We start from the raw sequence: 17,178 nt of genomic DNA on the forward strand, positions 1-17,178 counted from the left end.
TTGCTGATTCAAGGTACTTTGATCATATAAAAAGTGTAAAGGAGGTTCCTCAATGGATGTTCTAATCTTGCAAATGTTGGAGGCTTTTAAAGAGTTATCATATATTGGCATTATGCTTGCTTTAACCTTTGAATTTGTTCCTGCAGAACTTGTACTCCCATTGGCTGGTTACTGGGTTTATGAAGGAGATATGAATTTATTTGGGGCCATTTTTGCCGGATCTATTGGTGGTGTACTTGGGCCACTTACTTTATATGCATTAGGTCGGTATGGTGGTAGAGTAGCGATCATAAAGTTCGGGAAGTACTTTTTCATAAAGGAAGAGCATATTAATAAATCAGACCAATTTTTTGAAAAATACGGCGGAAGTGTCGCATTTTTAGGTAGATTTATTCCAGTTGTTCGGACGGCTATTTCGATTCCATGTGGAATGTCTAATATGAATGTGTGGACATTTATTCTTTATACATATTTGGCTATGCTTCCAATAACTGCAATATATGTCTATTTAGGTTATCGTCTTGGACCTCAGTGGGAAAATGCTGGTGAAATATTTAGTGAATATGCTAATTATTTGTTAATTCCAATCGTTTTACTCATTATATGGATGATTGTAAAAAGAAGAAAACTAAGCACACAGTAACGATTTTAAAAAGAGACTAACTCAAGGTTATATGGCACCTTGAGTTAGTCTCTTTTCTTTTCCTACAATTTTAATAGTAAAAACCTTCTCACTTTCTCCGCTACGGCCAATATATTGAATAACTAGCAAGAAGAATATGTTAAAATTAGGAAAAGATGATGAGTAAGGTTGTGTTTTCTGTGCAGCAATGTCATATTTGCTCTATGCCTTTTAGCTGGAATAATATTTATTGGTCGTTATGGGTGTACAAAACAATTGTATGTGAAAAATGTGGTACCAAGCATAAGATTACTGCTTCCGGACGTTTAGTAGTTCCTTTTCTTATTGTATTACCAATGATAATCTTTATACATTTTTTATCGCCCTTTGATAATGCATTATTAATGTTAGTTTTTGGTATATTCATAGCATTAATTGGTTCACTGCTCACTCCGTTCTTAGTAAGGTTTAAGGTTAAATGGACTCAACCAAAATGATCATTAGTCTACAAATATATAGAATCTAAAAATTTTTCTCTTTTTATCGTTCATTTAATAAGAGCTCGAACTGATCTTATGGTGAGCTTGGGGGATTTAGTCAAATTTGAAAATATTTTTTTGTGTTTTCCTTATGATAGTTGGGGCGATCTTAATGGCACTTACAGTTGATGATTTCGGTAAGACTGGCAATACCATTTTGCACGTAATAGGGTTTGGATGTTATATAGGAGCAATTTTTATTGCCAATAGAAAGAAGAAAAACAAATAGGCATTTACGGATTAGTAGTAGAAATAAAGAGTGTTAGAGGTGAATCTTATGGGAAAATTAGATCCAATAAAAGCAGCGAATCAATTTATTGATAAGTATTTTTCAAATTGCCAAGGGGCTTTATTAGCAGGAAGTGTAGTTAGGGGAGAGGCAACAGAAACATCTGATCTAGATATCGTTATTTTTGATAAAAGACTTCCTTCATCATATAGGGAGTCAATGATTGATTTTGGTTGGGCAATAGAGATTTTTGTCCATAATTTATCTTCTTATAAATACTTTATTGAAATGGACTGCAAAGCAGCGAGGCCTTCTATGCCAAGAATGATTTCTGAAGGGATTATTATAAAAGATGAAGGAATCTTACAATCGATAAAAAAGGAAGCTAAAGATATTTTAGAGAAGGGCCCAGAAATATGGTCTGAAGACGTGATAAGGACAAAGCGATATTTTTTAACGGATGCTCTTGTTGATTTTTTAGGAAGTATGAACCGAGCTGAATCAATATTTATAGCTAATACGATAGCTGATCTAGTTCACGAATTTGTTTTAAGAACAAATCGTCAGTGGATTGGTTCTTCGAAATGGATTATTCGCGCTCTGAATCAATATGATGAGACATTTACAGAAGAGTTTGTAGACGCCTTTAATGCCTTTTATCTTACAGGTGAGAAAGAGAAAGTTGTTCGATTAGTTGATAAGGTATTAGAGCCGTATGGTGGACGTTTGTTTGAGGGGTTTTCACTAGGCAAATGATAAGCCATTCCATATAAGGTGTGGATAAAGGAAGAACAATAAATAGATAGTATTGGTAAGTTAGTTATCGAGAAGGGGTGATGGAAAATGAACGATCAGGAAAGTGAAGAAAAGCTAAAAGGAGGCAATGTCTCCAGCATTTATCGTTCCGGAGATACTGTTCGACGGGACTTAAAGCCTGAGAGCTCTAGAGTCCACAAACTGTTAAAGCACTTGGAGAAAAAGAGATTTCATTATGCGCCCAGATTTTTAGGTATTGATGAAAAAGGAAGAGAAATATTGTCCTTTATTGAAGGAGAAGCTGGAAACGACCCATTAAAAGAGTATATGTGGTCTGATGATGCCTTAATAGATATAGCCAAAATGCTCCGTTCCTATCATGAGGCTGTAATTGATTTCCCATTGGCTGAAGAATGGAAACCGTTAGACAATACACCAAATAAAGTGGAAGTATTATGTCACAATGATTTTGCCAGATATAACATTATTTTTAACAACGAAAAACCAGTGGGAATCATTGACTTCGATGTTGCTGCACCTGGTCCAAGAGTTTGGGATATAGCCTATACACTCTATACATGTGTACCTTTAAGTAGATTCTACCTTTCTGAAACAGGTGAGGACATTCATTATCAAACACAACTGCATGCTAATCGAATAAAACAAAGAATCAGATTGTTCTTTGAAGCTTATGGGGTGGAACGAGAAGAAGATTATTTAGAAATGGTCATAAGAAGAGTAGAAGGGTTATGTAAAACAATTAATAGAAAAGCTAGTGAAGGTGACCTTGCTTTCCAAAAGATGATAGATGAAGGACATCTTGAACATTATGAAAAGGATATTGCATTTATCCGGAAATTTGGATCAGAGTGGACATGATTATTCAATAAGCGAGCGCTTATGTGGAGAATAGATAGTCGCTTATCTTATGAAAATGACAAGTTTTTCAGACAGAGATCAAGCAATTCATGAATATTAAACCATTACATGTTAAACAGAGTTACTCGAATAACAATTAGTGTTTATATTTTTTAAGCTGCTTGATCACAAGAAGCATAATACCTATTATTGCTACTATAATTAATGAAAACATTAGTATTCCTACAGGATTCCACATCGACATAATATAATCACCTTCCATTTAATATTTATACCATTTATTTGAAAGAATAGCCTAAGATGATTTTATCATATAAAATTTTTGAGGAGTTATTAATGAAGGCATTTTTAAACGTTATCGCGTTATTATCTATCTTAATTTCCCTAGCAATATTATTATACTTTATTGTGTTATCACTAAATGGCGTAGAGGGTTTAGCAATTAGTTTCGTAATAAGTATGATACTTATTATTCCTATTAGTATCAGTATGTATGGAATGATTATAGGCAATATCGCTATGTTGAAGATTCGGAAAAGAATAGGTTCCTTTGTGCAAAAGTAGCATCTACTCACATTTTATTATTGGTAATATCCTCTACTATTGATTTTCAGCAATCAGGCCAGATTGACGAACAATACCTGTCTGTTTAATTGGATATAAATGTTAAAATGTAAGTGAGTTTATGAAAATATGTAATTAAAGAAGTAAACCAGCTAATAGTTTGTCAATATTTTTCATTAAAAACTTAAAATACATCATGCTATACTAAAAATAAGCATGCCAAATAACCTTCCGTTTGTTTAGAATTGGAAGGTTTTGTGTTATTTAGTTAGATTTAGGTTCTAAGCTATATCTTGGAAAGTAGTTCTGTTTTTTAAAAGTGCAAATATCCAATGTAAGAGTTTATTTACACAGGCAATAACAGCTACTTTAAAAGGCTTTCCTTCATCACGTTTCTTATCGTAAAATTCTCGCATTCTTTTATTGCGGGGTATGATTTCATCCGTCGTTTTCTTCTTACGACAATCTCGAATGGCACAACGAACAGCCATATACAAGGCGTGTCTTAATCTACTAGATCCTCTTTTAGTAATTCGGTTTTTGGTGGCAGAAAACTTGCCAGATTCAAAGACACTAGGATCAACTCCAGCGAATGCTACAAGCTTTTTAGGGTCATTAAATCGATCTATCTCCCCAATTTCAGAAATAATCGTTGCAGCGATCTTTTCTCCAATACCAGGGATAGATTTGATGATATTGTATTCTTCAATATCTTTAGCCAGGGCATCTATCTCTGATTCTAACTTTGCTAGATGCTCTTTGTATTGAAGAATCATCTTAATATACATACCAAGGCTTAAAATATGACTCTGATAGACTGTCTTTTCAAAAGGATTACGTGTAGCCGCAGCTTTAAGTTGAATCGCTTTTTCCTTTGCCCACATGCTTGAACGACTCTTACAAAGACCATTTATCTTGTCTGTAATTATTTCTTCGCTTGCACTTAAAATATCTTCAGAAGAGGGGAACTCTGAAAGAGTTAAAAGTGACACCATCGAATATAAATCTCCAAAAACCCCTTTATATTCAGGAAACACTTGTTCAAGCACTGCCTGAAATTGAAGCTTTGTTTGAACCATCACTCCAGTTATATTTTCATGTTGCCTAGTAAGGTTGCGAAGGTTTAATAACTGAACTCCACGCTTTTTATAAGGCTCTAATTCCTCCTTATAAAACAACTCACAGAGAAGATAAGCATCAATGGCATCTGTCTTTACTTTTCTTAAACTTGATCCTCTAGCCTTATAGGAAATCAATGGATTGATGATAATCAATAAATAACCTCGTTCTTCCAAGTAATGAACGACTGGTGTTTGATAATGCCCCGTAGCTTCTAAAATTATTGAAGGCTTCTTGCCAGACTCTTTTTTCACATCCTCAAGAAACAACACAAGTGAACTAAGACCCTCAACAGTGTGTGAAACTTTAAAACTCTTACGATAAGGTTTGCCTTTATCTAAAAATGCTTGAACTTGACTTTCTCCTTTTGAAATATCCAGACCAACGACTGGATTCATTCTTAATCTCCTCCTAATCTAGTAATTTGCCAGTAACCCCTAATCCTCCATGTAGTGTCACAGCTTCGCTTGTTATACGAGATCTACGTCCCAACCAGCCTCAATCATGTTTCTACAAGTAGGGGGCGAACGGTTTACTTGACGGGATCAAAGCCCCACGGGCAGTTACGTTCTACCCTGGCTACTGATATAATAAAACCAAATAAAAAATGGTCAACCAGAAATATTTAGCATTCTGATTAACCTTATAATACGAACGGGCAGTTTAGCTTTAAAAGATAAAATGTAAACATAAATACAGGTGGGGGATTGTTTGAAAAAATCTATAATAATGTTATTTTGTTTATTTCTGATTGCTTGTAATAGCAGTGGAATCATTATTGCTGAAACACCAGAAGAAGCATTGCAAAAACTAGACTCAAAAGAAGATGATTTTAAGATTAATAAAATATTAAATTCAACAAACGATAATCAAAAACAAGGTTATTACGTTTTTGAAGGTGAAGTAGACAATAGAATTGAGTGGTTTGTAGCGAATGTTGTAACTAATGACCTAAGTTGGTATGTAAAAGATTTCGTTAATATCGGTACACCGAATAATGAAAATGAAACATACTCTTCAGGAACAGATACTTTCACTGCGGGATTAAGTAATAAACCTGAAGATAAAAAAAATGACAGAATTATTGTTGATATTCCTGAAAATGATTATTATGTTTGGATTGAAAAGCTTGAAAATAAAAAATAAATCTTCATATTATGAGAAATTCGAGACAAATTGTGAAATTGTACTTCAACGGGTGCTTAATTCAATATCCATCTTCAACAAACTAAGCGCGATTACCCAACATCTTTGTCTCAATAAATGATTATAAAAGCTGAGAGGTTTTGAAATAATTGGTATTAAGAAGATGGCAGTTAAACTGATTTAGCATATATTTTACAAAGTTTCCTGGAGGGTTGTATGTTTATAAAGAATAAAAAGTTCGTTGCCATTATCGTTACTGGACTTTTATTAGGGGTTTTATTACTTTTTAATTATTTGAATAGTTCATTCTATCTTAATGGTAATGATAAAGAATCTATAATAAAAACCTTACATTCCTTAGAAATGCATGAGAATTCTTCTATTGAAATAATAGAGATCAAAGATATAGGGGATCAAAGGATAGTTCCCTTTTTAGATAATGGTAGACCTGCTTATATTCACTTTGTAAAAAATAAATACGGAAATTATAAGTGGGAGGGTACTGAAAGAATGGAAGGTTCTCTTTCTAATTTCTTAATTCATAATAGGAATATAGATGGTGACCTTTTTAGTTTGTTATTCCTGATAGTCACAACGAAAGAAAATGAAATAGCTAAAATGGAATTAGGAATTAATGAACGTGTTTTTGTAGAAGAATTTGATATTAATAAGAACGCGGCAACATGGATTGAGTTACCAAAGGAAAAGGATATGAGTTTTACTTATAATTACTACGATGAGAACGGCAACTCAATTGAATAACTCAAATTTTTTACTGCTTATTCCATATAAGGGGGTAAATCGAAGATCATATTCCAAGTTATTTTGGATTCGAGTCTTCAGCATAAGGGCGCTATCCATGAACAAGGATAATGTCTCTTTTCTATTTAACAAAAGTTGAAAAATATTCCATAAAGTAGTTCGATAATGATACCATTAAGTAAATGGAAAATTATTGGGGGTGACTAATTGTTATATAAAATTGATTGGACGCATGTTTTAGTTCATTTTATAATCATCTGGCTAATAGTAACGTTAATTGCTTATATCAAAAAAACATCTATAAATTCAAAAATAAAATATTACCTTAATATCGCTGCCATAGTATCTGTTTTTCTTACTGTACTTCATTATATCGGTTATGAGTTTTATATTATTTTTAGTTTAATAGAATGGGCTACTAAATTTGTTTTGCCTTGGGTAGTTTTGTATTGGCTTGTTAGAGCAATAAAAGTATTTGAGAAAAAAGGTTAAAGCTTCGTCTATTAAACAGCCGAAGCACTTATCCATGTACAAGGATAAGTGCTCTTTTTCATAATTAATGACATAGGTCATATGGTAAAATAACTCCGAAAGAAGACAATACCAAAGAAGACTCATCTCATTCGTTAAAAAAAATGGATAGAGCCACAATTCATTCATCTATGGATTGACTGGATTAAGAACCAGTATGGACAGTTCAGAGTATTATTTTCATTCTCTGTGGTGCAACGACGATTTTATTACTGCATGGATGGCTAACGGGGGCAAGATTTTAACAAGTGGTTGCGGCAGCAACTCCTTTTTTTATTGTTCTAAGGAGCAAGATTATGTAACAAGTATATATAGGGGGAAGAAAATGAAAAGAATAATAGCCATTGGATTTATATTTTCCATAATATTTATAACTGAGTGTGTAAAAGAGCAAACATTTGAAGAATTTTTTCATCAAAAAATGGAGGAAATGCACGTAGGAGAAGAAAATTATTCGTATACTCTGGTTCATACAGAGTTAAATGTAGTTCACGAAGCTGATGCTATCGCAGTGTTTAAGGAACTTAATGAACGCGGAGAATAAATATTCATAGCTTACTTTCAAAAGAAAGATAACCTATGGGAATGGAAACATACAAGAGGAACAGAATGGGATACAGCTCACAAATGGTTTGCAATGCACGAGATACCATATATCTACTCAGGAGGAATTTGTGACAATGATATTAATGAAATTTATGCTGGTGGAGAAAAAGCAAATATTATTAATGTAGAAGGAAAAAAAGGTTTTGGTATGCTATCAGTCCTTCTGAAGAAGTTGAAGTAAAGTTTGTAAGAAAAGATGGCACAGAGGAAATAGTAGAATCAATTGATGAGGAAATGCTAAGAGATTGAGGGAAATAATAGTTGTAATTAAATTAACGGGTAGCGCTAGTTTTACAAGAAAATATTGATATTCAACAATATAAGCGCTTTTCTTGAACAATGAAAAAGTGCCTTTTTCTGATTTGAAAAATATAGAATTAATGGAATTTGCGAAGCAAAATAAAAAGTTTTTAAGGATAAAAAATTCACTATTTCTTATCCTGTTCAAGTATTTCAATTATTCTATCAAGCTTTTGCTCGATGTCGTCAGATTTATTCGGTTGCTGTTGCTTTGTGATTAGTGAACGAACAACAAAAAAGACAACAAAAAACATACCAAAAATAAAAAGAAACATTATCAGTTGAAATATTACATCACCGGCATTCAAGTTCAAATTAATTCTTACCTTTACAATTTTTAGGTGTATTATAACATGATTTTTTACTGCGTAGTTTGCATAAATAGTGAAGGAGTGATCTTCAATAATTGAGTGATTATCTTGAAAAGGGCGTCATTTTATTTTTTTCTTCTTTATATCTATGTATATACCTATTTAACACATTTACAAAAACTGGTTGACAATGAACTAATTCAAACATTAGAATATACATATATTAGCGTATTAAGGCAATAATACACCAAGTGTTACATTGTTCTAATACATTAACTACATATTTTTTTGTCTATAGTGTATTAATAGCATAATACATTAATACACCTGATAAAGAAATTTAGGAGTTGGGGTCATGAATTTTAATAATAGGGAGCCTGTGTACATTCAAGTTATTCGCCATTTTAAAGAGCAAATGGCATCTGGGAATCTTGAACCAGGGCAAGAAATCCAATCAAGAAGAGAATTGGCAAGCAAGTTGAAAATTAATCCAAATACTGTTCAAAGAGCTTATAAAGAAATGGAGGATCAAGGTTTGATTTATACGGAACGAAATTCCCCAAGTCGCATTACAAAGGACAAACAAATCTTACAAGAAGTAAGAGAAGAACTTATATTACAAGCTGTAGATTCTTTTATAACCTCGGTGCGCTCTATTCAAGTCCCATTAGATGATGTATTAGAATTGATCAAACAAAAGTATCAGAATGGAAAATGAATAATTGGGGGTATAGAAATGATCGAGGTAAAAAATATTAGAAAAAAATATGGTGGAAAAACTGTATTAGAGGACATATCTTTTACTGCTGAAAAGGGAGATATAACATGCCTAATTGGATTAAACGGTGCTGGTAAAACCACTATTTTAAATGCCATCATGGGTCTTACACCTATACAAAGTGGACAAATTCTCATAAACGGAGAAGTGTTACATAAAGCAAGTTATGAAAAAATTAGTTATATACCTGATACGATAAGCATGTCTCCACAAATGAAAATTTCACAAGGTTTGCAGTTTATGGATGATTTTTATTCTTCATGGAATCACAAAAGAGCAAGTGAACTTCTAGATTTTTTTTCATTAAGTGAAAATGAACGAATCTCTAGACTATCTAAAGGGAATATTGCGAAATTGAATATCCTTCTAGGGTTATCCCTTGATGTAGAATTCATTATCATGGATGAACCATTTTCAGGGATAGACTTGTTTAGCCGTGAACAAATTGCAGAAGTATTTACTAGTAATCTTATTGAAGATCGAGGAGTAATTATTACAACTCATGAAATTAATGAAATAGAGCATTTAATCGATAAAGCAATTCTATTATACGACGGAACTGTGTTAAAGGAATTTTGTACTGAAGAAACTCGTGAAAAAGAAGGCAAATCTGTTGTAGACGTTATGCGGGAGGTGTATCAAAAATGAGCAAGTATATTAAGTTAGTTCACTTTGAATTTAATCGTTTTTCAAACATTTTCTTTATCTTGATTGGGATAACAATTGTCTCTCAAATTATAAGTGTTTTTACTTCAGCAAATAATTATCTACGTAATGTCAACCAAATGGTTTATAGAGAAGGCATGACAAAAGAACAATTTATTGAACAATATGATTATATGTCTCTTCATCAGCTTACTGATAGTGTTTGGTTTGTTGGGCCGATTGCCTTATGCATTGTGACGTTATTAATCTATTTGTTTTTTATTTGGTACCGCGATTGGTTTGGAAAAACTCATTCATTTACCGCCTGTTAATGTTGCCAACTTCACGTGTAAATCTTTATATGGCTAAGGTCACAACAATAATGCTTTTGGTCTTTGGATTAGTTGGTTTACAACTATTATTACTACCTATTGAAAATATGATTTTAGGGATAATAGTTCCTTCTGAATACACAATGGATTTACCAGTCTATGAAACGTTTACTTATAGGTATGAATTCTTGGTTAAACTTTTTCCGAAAACATTTATGCAATTTTCAGTTTATTATAGTGTGGGTTTAATGGGTGTGTTAGTTTTATTCACCGTAATTTTATTTGAAAGATGTTTTCGTTGGAAAGGCATTGCCATTGGAATTATCTATTGCATACTGTCAGCGCTCGTTTTCACTTCACCGCTAATAGTTCAAAGCACATTTTTAGATAATTTCTTTTATCCAATTGAGCTGTTAGGGCTTATAGTAATTACGGGTTTAATAGTTACTACAGCTTCTATTATGGTAAGCCTCTACTTACTAAAAAATAAAATTACAGTTTAAGAGGAGGATGAAAATGAAAAGATATTGGAAGTTGATTTCAGTTGTTCTTGTTATATTTTTAGGTATTGGTATTCATTATTATCAATCTGCTACTGCAGCGAGTAACAATCCACAGTTTTTCATAAATAAAATAAGTGGAAGTAGTGATGAAGGAAACAATATAAAAGTTTTCGGAGAGATTTCCACTACAGAAGGATACCATGAAAATTTGTATATAGATGAAGAGGAGACTGTTTATCAAAAAGAAATTTCTTATCTTGAAGATTTAAATGGAATGTTCTTTACACCAGAATTAAAACGACTACAAAATGACTATCTAAACTTTATGCGTGGAAAAGATTTGAGACCTGTTCAATTCTTTGAAGATGAAACTTACATAGCCTATATGACTACTGATATGGTTTTTAGTGGAGAGAATTTTGGTCCAAGCAAAACTACATTTAGAGGTGAAGTCTTAGACAAACAAACAAATACTGTTGTTGATATAAATGAATCTATGCCAAACCAAAATGTTTATGATTATGCTTTTGTTGAAGATGTTCAAATGATCAATGGCGATTTGAAGGTTGTTGTTCGCCAAAGTAAAAGAGTTGTTGACGGTGATCAATATAGTGAAGAAATCCATGTCTACACTTTTGATACTGATAGTCAAATGTTAATTAATGATGAAACACTTGTTTCTGAAACCAATGGACAAGATATACTATCAGATTTCGATGATATTGATTATCAAGAATATCTATTGATCCAGAAATCTAATGAAGAAGGAACAGATAGTAGTGAATCTACAAAAGAATCGAATAGTGAGTTAATTGCCTATAACTTTGAATCAAGTAAGTTAATTGAATTACCCATTAGTAAGGAACAATTAAAATACAATACCATTATTATAGATGGCTCAAAAGTTTATATGTTCAAAATTGCTAAGGATAGTCTTGAAACATTAGTATATTCAATAGATGAAGGGAAACTTTTATCAACAAAAACGTTCAAGATGAATGGACTTGAAGAAGGTAGCAATCCAATTATAAAAATAGAGAACAATAAATTATATGTTATAAACACAAAAAAAGATAGAGAAACAGAAGCATCCATTGTCGTTACCGACTTAAAAACATGGAAACCATTGTATGAAGGTGCTATTAAAAATGCGAATTTGTCTGAATATCAAGAAGATTACACTTTACATTTAAATAGTCTATATATTGATTGACTCCAAATTTACTTCTCTCAATTACTTAAGGGGGGATTAACATTGAACTTCTCTTTTGAAATTCAAAAAGGTGAGGTAATTATAGAAGCAGATACGAAGGTTTTTGGGGAAATTGATGGCAATGTTATTGTCTTGTCAGGAGCTAAATTAGACTTATTTGCCCCAGTGAAAGGAGATGTTAGATTAATGAAATATTCTAAAGCATCCATTAGAGGGCAAATTTGTGGAAATCTATATAATGAAGGAGCTGTTAAGTGCGAGGTAACAGGTACAGTAAACGGAAGGATAATTAATAAAATATAAGATTACTTCTTGGTTTATTACTTATTATTATTTGAAGTAAGTTCATTCAAATACAGTAATTATACATATAAGAACAATACTTTAAGATCAAAGTACTGTTCTTTATTTTTACGGTGAAATATATATTTAATTGAAACTAATATACTGCACTACAATTGTGGAAGAACGTTTTAAAGGGGGAGTTTGCTATCAAAAAAAGACATGCTTTGACATAGAAAATAGATTGTCCACTAACCAGACAATCCATTTTCGCGGCTATTTATTCAATTCAATCGTTTCATTCACATCAGTCGATCTAGAACTTTGCCCTGTCATGCGTTTATAGAAAAAGGCAATTTTCTTCGTGAAATTACCGGTTTCCCAATATTCGGCTGCTTCCGCTTTAACCTTTATCAAGACAACGTTAGGATCATCATAAGACGTTTGCATAATTTTCTCATATGTTTTGCTCCACAATTCTTTTTTCTTGTTTAAATCCTCAACGATTTCCGCTCTTCCTCGGACGGAAACATAGGATTTACCTGCATAAGCGACATTTACATCATGATCATGTAAAATTTCTTCGTATTTATTAGTCTCTTTTTTAGTGAAAAACCATAAATCACCATCAAACTCTACTTCTTGTGTTTTCATAGGGCGAGAAATAAGCCCTTCTTCAGTTACCGTAGTCAGCATGGCCGTGTCTACGTCTTTGATTAACTCTCTTAATGTTTCCATTTCTTCTTGATTCATCATGTTAGACATTTCCATCACCTCATTCATGTTTATAGAGGTATACTACCCTTTACACCAATTTTTAATCAGTTGTGACGAATTACAAAACTTACTCTAACAAAATGAAACCAAACAACTGGAACGAAAAGAAGTGGTGAACTTTTAAATGGCGAGTATACTTAAAACTAGGGACAATTAAGGAACTATAATGATATTGTTAATTATATATTGCCAAAAAAAGAGAGATAAAATTATGTGTTAGTCGTTAAAAAATGTTGTTTTCGTAAGGATTGGTTCTTTTGAATGTTATTATAAATCTATAGTGGAATGAAGCACAATGGAACGAACTAATGTTTACCTTTCCCTGCATTAAAAACAACAAAGTATACGAAAATAGCCAAAAGAAAAGAGTCTCAACCCTTTTTGAAAAGTGGATTGAGACTCTTTCTGTGGTATTAGTATGACAAAGTTACATCCGCACTGACTGGGTAATGGTCACTAGGGAATTGTCCATTTTTATAATCATTTAAAATCTCAATTTTATGTGTAAATACATTTCCTTTCGCAAGAACCCAATCAATTCGTTTTTCGGGCCCGCCACCAGTTGGATCATTGAATCCGTTAAAGGTTCCGAGGTTTTCATTGATTCTAACCTCGGCGGTATTCCACAAATCAACGAATGCTTCTTCCCTTGTTAGTGTTTGATGTGGAACACTATCAGGGCTTGTATTAAAATCTCCTGTTAAAATAATTGGGAGTTCTGGATCAAATTCATTTATTTTTTCAATAATTAATTCTGCACCCTTTTCTCTAGCATTTGCAGATTGATGATCGAAATGAGTATTCACAACATAAAAGCTTTCATTACTCTTATGATCAAGGAATTTTGCCCATGTTACCATTCGAGGGATGTTGTTACCCCAGGACTTGGATCCAACCACATCTGGTGTATCAGATAGCCAGAAGTGATCGTACTCTAGAGGAGTAAATTGCTTTTCATTATAAAAAATAGCTGAATATTCGCCTTTACTTCCTCCCTCTCGACCTAAGCCAATCCAGGCATAATTTTTTAGATTTGTTTCAAGATCTTTAAGTTGTTGATATAAAACTTCCTGAGTACCAAAAATATCAGGTCGTTCCTTGCGAATCAGTTTTTTGATAGCCGGAACTCTTTCTGCCCAGGTATGAGGTGAGGGATCATTGTTATTTAAATACCTTAAATTATAAGTCATCACCTTTAAATCTACCTCATTGACTTGTCCTGCCTTTTCAGAAGCTAGCACACTTGATGTAGCTGAAAAGACACTGGCAACCAACATTGTTACAATGGCCAATAAAAAAACTGGATTTAATCCTTTTTTCAACTCAATCTCCTCCTTAATATGTATTACATAAAAAGTATAACTCTACTATGTAAACACTTTATTAATGACAGATTTAGTATTCATGAAGGCTTTTTATAAGGGAAGAATATTGTGAAATCAATGGATGAATCGGAAAAAATAAGAAAATCGGTCCGGGTAATGTTAGAGAATTGTAAATATTTCAGTGAGGTATGACCTATTTGAATTTACCTTAGTAATAATCTTTAACAATATTACGATTATACTAATGTTATATCATTACTTTTAACACCTTTTAAAATCAATTACGATATTGTTAAATTACCTATTCTATTGCTAATAATAAATTTTCGCATAAGGGCGGTTAGAGTTTAATAAGCAGCAAGAAATAGTGAGGAAGAAGTAGAGAAATATTTATCAATCCATATTTGGAACTAGTACATCGTCAATGGAGCTTCAATAACTAAGAATAAGAGGAGAATCATAATGAAGCAAATTACATTTGAACACATTTATAAACTAGGAATAATAGTCGCTGAAAATGATCTATTTAGACACTTTCATTACCCTAAGATGTTAAGTAGGTATGATAGTAATTTCATTGAATTTAAAACGTTACCATCCTTAACTGAATTTCAAGATGCCGAAGCTTATTTGAGGGAATATCATCTGAAGAAGGGCCAAAAACATGTGAAGTTTTATTTTCCTGCTAATATAAAGCCAACTGGAGAACTAGTTGCTTACCTGACTGATATGGGGTATGAAGTAGGTTTTCTAGAACTATATGCAATTCAGCCGAAACACTTTCCTGAAGTGATAGACAACCCGAACATCGACATTCAAGTAGTGACGGATAAAAGTTTAGAAGCGCTTCTGACTCTACAATACAAGCATGACGTAAACTATGGAAGTGAATTTGCTGGTCAGAAAGCGGAACTTATTAAACGTCAATTTGAAGATCAAAACATTCAGCAGCTTTTAGCCTTTTATAAGGAAACTCCAGCAGGCTATGTAGATGTCATTATTTCTAATGAAACAGCAGAAATTGATAATCTAACTGTCGATGAGCGTTATCAAAACAAAGGAATAGGGAGCAGATTACAAAAATATGTAATGGAATCATTTCCTGAGAAAACTGTCATATTAGTAGCCGACGGAGAAGATACCCCTAGGGAAATGTACAAAAAACAAAACTATCAGTACCATGGATTTAGATATGAAACTCAAAAAGTATATGAAGATTAGTTTTCAATGCAAGCAAAAGAGCACGGTTCTAGAAAAAGAACCATATTTGGAGCCTAATATAATTATTCGAATGTTGAATAAAAAAACATTAAGTGGTATAAATATACATATTTATAATCTTAACTTTACAAGATCAGGAGGGTAATTATAATGAACTTAGTTTGTGAATCTGACAATCTGGAAGACTATTTACTAGAATTAGAGGATGTCAATTTTTCTCATCAAATGATTAAAGAAAAAGCAGAGGAACTTTTTAGCCCAACACAATCAGATGTAGAAAAAGCAAGAACTGCTTTTGAATTTGTTCGCGATGAAATTCCACATTCCTGGGATATTCAAGGCACACGCGTTACATGTAAAGCATCAGACGTATTAACATATGGTGAAGGAATTTGTTATGCAAAGTCCAATCTATTAGCGGCATTATTGCGCTCCCAAGGAATTCCAACAGGTTTTTGTTATCAGCGGTTAATGTTGTTTGATACACCTGAAAAAGGATATTCACTTCATGCATTGAATGCTGTTTATCTTCATTCTTTGGGAAAATGGATACGGATAGATGCTCGAGGAAATAAACCGGGTGTTGATGCTCAATTTTCAACCGATCAAGAAAAATTAGCGTTTCTGGTAAATGAAGAAGTTGATGAGAGGGACTATCCAATGATTTATCTAAATCCGAACGAAAAAACAGTAGCTGTATTAAAAGAAAATCATGATGCATATGAGCTATATACACAACATTTACCTGAAGATTTGTAGAGCCAAATAAGCTAGGGTACTCAAAAATAACACAGCGCCCTAGCTTGTCTTATAGATGATTTGTCCAGTTTGTGAGATATCATAATCACCTAAAGCTTGAATTTCCTTTTTGAATGATGCGGAATTTAAAATGTCTGTTAAGATGTTAAGTATTTCATTATTTTCTTTATTATTTATCATGACAAGGTCGTATCTTTCAGTAATTAAAGGGATAAAATCCAGGCCAACAATTTTGGCGGCTTTTTCCGTGCCTACCCCTACATCTGCTTCACCTGATGAAATAGATGATGCGATACTCAAATGGCTCGTTTCTATACGATCATATCCTTCAATATCTGAACTTGATAGGTGGTGAATTCTTAATTGTTCTTCTAGAAGTATTCTTGCTCCTGACCCTATTTCACGGTTGATTAAACGTATATTTTTCTTTTTTAAATCAGGCCAATTCGAGATAGAAAGAGGATTTCCCTTTTGTACCATAAACCCTGCTTTCCGAGAGATTAAATTCATAATGGTATACTGATAACCGATTAAAATTTTTCTAACATAGGGTACATTGTATTCGTTTGTATCACCATCGAACATATGTAAACTGACAATATCACATTCCCCTTTATACATCGCCAGGAGGCTGTTTAAACTTCCCTCATACGATCTTAAGGCTTTGTAATTCCCTTTACTTTCTAAATGTTTTCCAAGGATGTCCAACACCATATCTTGACCACTAATTAAAAGATTACGTGTACCTGTACCGTTTACTTGATTTTTTCTTGAAGGAGAAGGAGGTAGTGTTGAAGCAGGCGATTCTGTCTTTTTTCCATTAATAAAGGAATCCAAATCCTTCGAATTGATTCTCATTTGTCTTCCAACCTTGAATGAAGGGATTTCCCCTTTTTTTAACAGATCATAAACAGTAAGTTTTGAAACTTTTAATAGGTTTGCTACTTCTTCAACAGTATAGGAAATTTCACTTGTCATT

At 32.8% G+C, this 17,178-nt stretch carries 22 protein-coding genes; 17 read left to right on the forward strand and 5 right to left on the reverse strand.

The window, feature by feature from the left end:
- The first annotated feature begins 52 nt into the window (after positions 1–52).
- The 4 genes from AC0L8O_RS00525 to AC0L8O_RS00540 all read left to right on the forward strand — a co-directional run bounded on the left by AC0L8O_RS00525 (position 53) and on the right by AC0L8O_RS00540 (position 3,025).
- On the forward strand, positions 53–643 hold the full coding sequence (locus AC0L8O_RS00525) for a DedA family protein (RefSeq protein WP_473446151.1): 591 nt from the start codon (positions 53–55) through the stop codon (positions 641–643).
- Between the two features lie 203 nt (positions 644–846).
- Entirely contained in the window at positions 847–1,119 is a 273-nt protein-coding gene (locus AC0L8O_RS00530; protein WP_473448550.1) for a TIGR04104 family putative zinc finger protein, read from the forward strand.
- A gap of 319 nt (positions 1,120–1,438) precedes the next feature.
- Complete coding sequence (locus AC0L8O_RS00535; RefSeq protein ID WP_473446152.1) at positions 1,439–2,146, forward strand: nucleotidyltransferase domain-containing protein; 708 nt, start codon at positions 1,439–1,441, stop codon at positions 2,144–2,146.
- 87 nt (positions 2,147–2,233) lie between these two features.
- On the forward strand, positions 2,234–3,025 hold the full coding sequence (locus AC0L8O_RS00540) for a phosphotransferase (protein WP_473446153.1): 792 nt from the start codon (positions 2,234–2,236) through the stop codon (positions 3,023–3,025).
- A gap of 845 nt (positions 3,026–3,870) precedes the next feature.
- Here the strand turns inward: AC0L8O_RS00540 and AC0L8O_RS00545 are convergent.
- The gene (locus AC0L8O_RS00545) at positions 3,871–5,106 is read right to left on the reverse strand and encodes an IS110 family RNA-guided transposase (protein WP_473446154.1); all 1,236 of its coding nucleotides are present in this window, start codon (positions 5,104–5,106) and stop codon (positions 3,871–3,873) included.
- Between the two features lie 313 nt (positions 5,107–5,419).
- On the opposite strand from AC0L8O_RS00545, the gene AC0L8O_RS00550 reads away from it, so the two are divergent.
- The 5 genes from AC0L8O_RS00550 (at position 5,420) to AC0L8O_RS00570 (ending at position 7,934) form a co-directional block, all read left to right on the forward strand.
- Entirely contained in the window at positions 5,420–5,854 is a 435-nt protein-coding gene (locus tag AC0L8O_RS00550; RefSeq protein WP_473446155.1) for a hypothetical protein, read from the forward strand.
- Between the two features lie 216 nt (positions 5,855–6,070).
- Positions 6,071–6,616 (forward strand): hypothetical protein, encoded by a 546-nt coding sequence (locus AC0L8O_RS00555; protein WP_473446156.1) that lies wholly within the window; start codon positions 6,071–6,073, stop codon positions 6,614–6,616.
- Positions 6,617–6,823: 207 nt separating this feature from the next.
- Positions 6,824–7,108 (forward strand): hypothetical protein, encoded by a 285-nt coding sequence (locus tag AC0L8O_RS00560; RefSeq protein WP_473446157.1) that lies wholly within the window; start codon positions 6,824–6,826, stop codon positions 7,106–7,108.
- Between the two features lie 364 nt (positions 7,109–7,472).
- Positions 7,473–7,691 carry a hypothetical protein gene (locus AC0L8O_RS00565; protein WP_473446158.1) on the forward strand — a complete coding sequence of 73 codons (219 nt, stop codon included), beginning with the start codon at positions 7,473–7,475 and terminating at the stop codon, positions 7,689–7,691.
- A gap of 93 nt (positions 7,692–7,784) precedes the next feature.
- On the forward strand, positions 7,785–7,934 hold the full coding sequence (locus tag AC0L8O_RS00570; RefSeq protein ID WP_473446159.1) for a hypothetical protein: 150 nt from the start codon (positions 7,785–7,787) through the stop codon (positions 7,932–7,934).
- Between the two features lie 247 nt (positions 7,935–8,181).
- Here the strand turns inward: AC0L8O_RS00570 and AC0L8O_RS00575 are convergent, their stop codons facing one another.
- Entirely contained in the window at positions 8,182–8,367 is a 186-nt protein-coding gene (locus AC0L8O_RS00575; protein ID WP_473446160.1) for a DUF4083 family protein, read from the reverse strand.
- A gap of 352 nt (positions 8,368–8,719) precedes the next feature.
- Here AC0L8O_RS00575 and AC0L8O_RS00580 point away from each other — a divergent pair, with 352 nt between their 5' ends.
- Genes AC0L8O_RS00580 through AC0L8O_RS00605 form a run of 6 tightly spaced genes read left to right on the forward strand, consistent with a single transcriptional unit; the run spans position 8,720 to position 12,138 of the window.
- A complete protein-coding gene (locus AC0L8O_RS00580; RefSeq protein ID WP_473446161.1) occupies positions 8,720–9,082 on the forward strand; it encodes a GntR family transcriptional regulator in 363 nt (120 codons plus the stop codon).
- Positions 9,083–9,100: 18 nt separating this feature from the next.
- Positions 9,101–9,790 carry an ABC transporter ATP-binding protein gene (locus tag AC0L8O_RS00585; protein ID WP_473446162.1) on the forward strand — a complete coding sequence of 230 codons (690 nt, stop codon included), beginning with the start codon at positions 9,101–9,103 and terminating at the stop codon, positions 9,788–9,790.
- Positions 9,787–10,119 (forward strand): hypothetical protein, encoded by a 333-nt coding sequence (locus AC0L8O_RS00590; protein WP_473446163.1) that lies wholly within the window; start codon positions 9,787–9,789, stop codon positions 10,117–10,119. The genes AC0L8O_RS00585 and AC0L8O_RS00590 overlap by 4 nt, the downstream gene beginning before the upstream one ends.
- 29 nt (positions 10,120–10,148) lie before the next feature.
- Positions 10,149–10,622 carry a hypothetical protein gene (locus AC0L8O_RS00595; RefSeq protein WP_473446164.1) on the forward strand — a complete coding sequence of 158 codons (474 nt, stop codon included), beginning with the start codon at positions 10,149–10,151 and terminating at the stop codon, positions 10,620–10,622.
- 13 nt (positions 10,623–10,635) lie between these two features.
- The gene (locus tag AC0L8O_RS00600; protein ID WP_473446165.1) at positions 10,636–11,835 is read left to right on the forward strand and encodes a hypothetical protein; all 1,200 of its coding nucleotides are present in this window, start codon (positions 10,636–10,638) and stop codon (positions 11,833–11,835) included.
- Positions 11,836–11,877: 42 nt separating this feature from the next.
- A complete protein-coding gene (locus tag AC0L8O_RS00605) occupies positions 11,878–12,138 on the forward strand; it encodes a hypothetical protein (protein WP_473446166.1) in 261 nt (86 codons plus the stop codon).
- A 255-nt stretch (positions 12,139–12,393) separates the two neighbouring features.
- On the opposite strand, the gene AC0L8O_RS00610 is transcribed toward AC0L8O_RS00605, so the two are convergent.
- Positions 12,394–12,882, reverse strand: coding sequence for a pyridoxamine 5'-phosphate oxidase family protein (locus tag AC0L8O_RS00610; protein ID WP_473446167.1), 489 nt, complete (start codon positions 12,880–12,882; stop codon positions 12,394–12,396).
- A gap of 425 nt (positions 12,883–13,307) precedes the next feature.
- Positions 13,308–14,216: an endonuclease/exonuclease/phosphatase family protein gene (locus tag AC0L8O_RS00615; protein WP_473446168.1), complete on the reverse strand. Its 909-nt coding sequence runs from the start codon at positions 14,214–14,216 to the stop codon at positions 13,308–13,310.
- A gap of 465 nt (positions 14,217–14,681) precedes the next feature.
- Between AC0L8O_RS00615 and AC0L8O_RS00620 the strand changes: the two genes are divergently transcribed.
- Both AC0L8O_RS00620 and AC0L8O_RS00625 read left to right on the forward strand, forming a co-directional pair.
- Positions 14,682–15,440: a GNAT family N-acetyltransferase gene (locus AC0L8O_RS00620; RefSeq protein ID WP_473446169.1), complete on the forward strand. Its 759-nt coding sequence runs from the start codon at positions 14,682–14,684 to the stop codon at positions 15,438–15,440.
- A gap of 150 nt (positions 15,441–15,590) precedes the next feature.
- On the forward strand, positions 15,591–16,199 hold the full coding sequence (locus AC0L8O_RS00625) for a transglutaminase-like domain-containing protein (protein WP_473446170.1): 609 nt from the start codon (positions 15,591–15,593) through the stop codon (positions 16,197–16,199).
- Between the two features lie 39 nt (positions 16,200–16,238).
- On the opposite strand, the gene AC0L8O_RS00630 is transcribed toward AC0L8O_RS00625, so the two are convergent.
- Positions 16,239–17,177 (reverse strand): substrate-binding domain-containing protein, encoded by a 939-nt coding sequence (locus AC0L8O_RS00630; RefSeq protein WP_473446171.1) that lies wholly within the window; start codon positions 17,175–17,177, stop codon positions 16,239–16,241.
- Position 17,178: the final 1 nt, after the last annotated feature.

Source organism: Metabacillus sp. KJ11-3, from assembly GCF_055808295.1.